The following is a 2750-nucleotide window of genomic DNA, read 5'->3' on the forward strand; positions in this document are numbered from 1 at the left end:
TTGAAGAACACTCCGGCCATCTTCTTGGCGACACCGGTGATCATGCGCTGCCCGACGCCGCCGACCATTCCGCCGACCACAGCATCGGCGTCGTAGCTGAGCAGGGTGCCGCCGCTCTCGGTCTGCTCGAGCTTGATGGTCACATCGGCGCGCACGGTGCCAGGCGCACCCGCCCCGGAGGCCGTCATGACGAACGATTCGGGTCGATTCTGTTGCGAGAGCAGTACTTCACCGTCGTACGTGCCCTTGATCGCGGCGACCCCAGCTGTGATGGAGAGCTTGTAGTGGTCATCGCTCAACTGCTCGAGTGACTGCACGCCGGGAATGGTTGCCGCCAACACGCGGCCGTCCTGCATGCTGTCGTACACCTCGGCGGGCGGTGCGGTCAGCGTTGCGGTGCCTGCAATTCTCATGAAATCTCCTGGGATGTCTGGGCGAGCGCGTGGTTGAGCCGCAGCTCGTAGAGGTCGGACGGTGAAATGGGCATGGAGGTGATCGGAAAGCCTTCGGCGTCCTCGACAGCGGCTGCGATGACTGCGCTGGTGGGAATGACGCCTGCCTCGCCGGCACCCTTCATTCCCAACGGATTGAGTCCGGACGGCGTGACGGTGTGATCCATCTCGATGGTCTCGGGAACCTCGGTCACGAACGGCATCAGGAAGTCCATGAACGAGGCATTGAGCAGTTGCCCGTGCTCGTCGTAGACGATCTTCTCGTAGAGGGCACCGCCGATTCCTTGCGCGACACCGCCGTGGATCTGCCCCTCGACGATTCGGGGATTGATTACGTTGCCGCAGTCGTGGACGACGGCGTAGCGCTCGACGTGGATTTCCGCCGTCACCGGGTCGGTCTCGACGATCGCGGCGTGAATGCCCGACGCGAACGTCGACCGTGGGGGCGAGTAGTACCCCGTCGCCTCGAGTCCGGGCTGTTCACCCTCCGGCACCGGTGGGATGGACATATCGGTGCCCATCTTCGCGAATCCGGTCGCCTGCCGAGACTCCTTGTCGAACGCGTACCGCAGCGGATTGGACAGCACTGCAACCACTCCGAGGGAGATCGAGGTTCCCTCGGCTCCGGGTTCGGTGCCGATCTTGCTCACGAAGCCACCGCGCAATTCCAACTCGGCGACGTCCAGGTCCAGAGCGCGGCCGGCGATGATCTTCGCCTTCTCGGCCACCATCTGGGCCGCGACGTGAAACGCGGAACCGGACATGACCGCGCCGCGAGAGGCGAATGTGCCGACGGCATAACCGAATCGACGCGTATCACCGGTGGTGATCTCGATGTCGGCGATCGATACGCCCAGGTCATCGGCGACGATCTGCGCGAACGTCGTCTGATGACCCTGCCCCTGGGTGGTCAGGCCCGTCGCACCCTTGATCTTTCCCGAGTTCTCGATGAGAACGTGAGCTCCCTCGTACGGACCCGGGCCGGTGCCTTCCACATACGCGCCGACGCCGATGCCTACGGTGCGGCCCTCGGCGGCGGCCTGCTTCTTGTAGGCCGGGAAGCCGTCCCAGTCGATCAATGCCTTGAGCTTGTCGATACCGGCTTGATAGTCACCGGTGTCGTAGATCAACGGCCGGCCGTCTTGGAACATCAGGCCGAAGTCGTAGGGCATCTCCTCGGGCCTGATGAGGTTCTTCTCGCGAACTTCGAGTCGGTCCTTGCCGAGATACTGGGCGATGGCGTCCATCGAACGTTCCATCGCGAACACGCCCTGCGGACGGCCGGCCCCGCGATAGGGAATGACGATGACGGTGTTGGTGTACAGCGAATAGCCGTTGCAGCGGAACGAGACCGGCTTGTACGGTCCGAGCACCTGCGTCGCGGTGTTGATCAGCACGATGATGCCGTAGGGCAGGTAGGCCCCGTTGTCGTGCCAGACGGTGAAGTCGAACGCCAGCAGCCGGCCTTCGTCGTCGAACCCCAGGGTGACCTCCTGGACCTGCGCACGTTCGTGGGCGCTCGAGATGAAGTGCTCACGCCGGTCTTCGACCCATTTGACCTCGTTGGAGATGCCGGCTCGGCCCAGCTGCCGCGCTGCCCACGTCACCATGACTTCCTCGGGCCAGGGGTGCATGATCTTGACGCCGAAACCGCCACCGACGTCCGGTGCGATGCAGTGAATCTTGTTCATTGCCATGCCGAGCCGCGCGGCGACGGCAGCACGAACCGAGGTGGAGGTCTGAGTCGACGACCAGAAGGTCAGCGTTTCCTCGTCGCTGTCCCACCGCGCATAGACGCCCTTGCCCTCCAATGGCATGGCCGCCGATCGCTCCACATCGAGATTCAGCGTGATCCGGTGCGGCGCCGTGGCCAATTCGCGGTCGATGTCGCCGAAGCTGTGCTGTAGATGCGCAGCCACGTTGTCGGGTACATCGTCGTGCACGTGCCGAGCCGCGGCGCGTGCGGTGTCGATTCCTACGACCGGATCCAGGATGTCGTAACTGACGTCGATGGCGGCGCAGGCATCCTCGGCCACGTAGCGACTCTGCGCGATGACCATGACGATGGCCTCACCGACGTGGTTGACCTCGTCCTTTGCAAGCGGATATCCGTTGCGCGGGGCGATGATTGCCGGGTGCGGGATCAACAGCGGCAAGCCCTCTGCCATCTCGGCGGAGTCGGCTTCGAGATCATCGTAGGTGTAGACCGCATGCACTCCCTGCATGGCGAGAGCAGCGTCGATGTCGATTCCGGTGATGCGGGCGTGTGCGTGCGGTGAGCGAACGAAGGCAGCGATC

General features: G+C 63.8%; 2 protein-coding genes. Both read right to left on the bottom strand.

The window, feature by feature from the left end; all coding sequences use genetic code 11:
* Positions 1–413: SRPBCC family protein (locus RHODMAR_RS11790; RefSeq protein WP_008714776.1), on the bottom strand; the 413-nt coding region annotated here is incomplete at its 3' end.
* Positions 410–2750 (bottom strand): aerobic carbon-monoxide dehydrogenase large subunit (gene cutA, locus RHODMAR_RS11795; RefSeq protein WP_042938902.1); only part of this gene is annotated, 2341 nt, incomplete at its 5' end. The genes RHODMAR_RS11790 and cutA, both read right to left, overlap by 4 nt.

The organism is Rhodococcus sp. AW25M09 (assembly GCF_000333955.1).
Classification (GTDB): domain Bacteria; phylum Actinomycetota; class Actinomycetes; order Mycobacteriales; family Mycobacteriaceae; genus Rhodococcoides.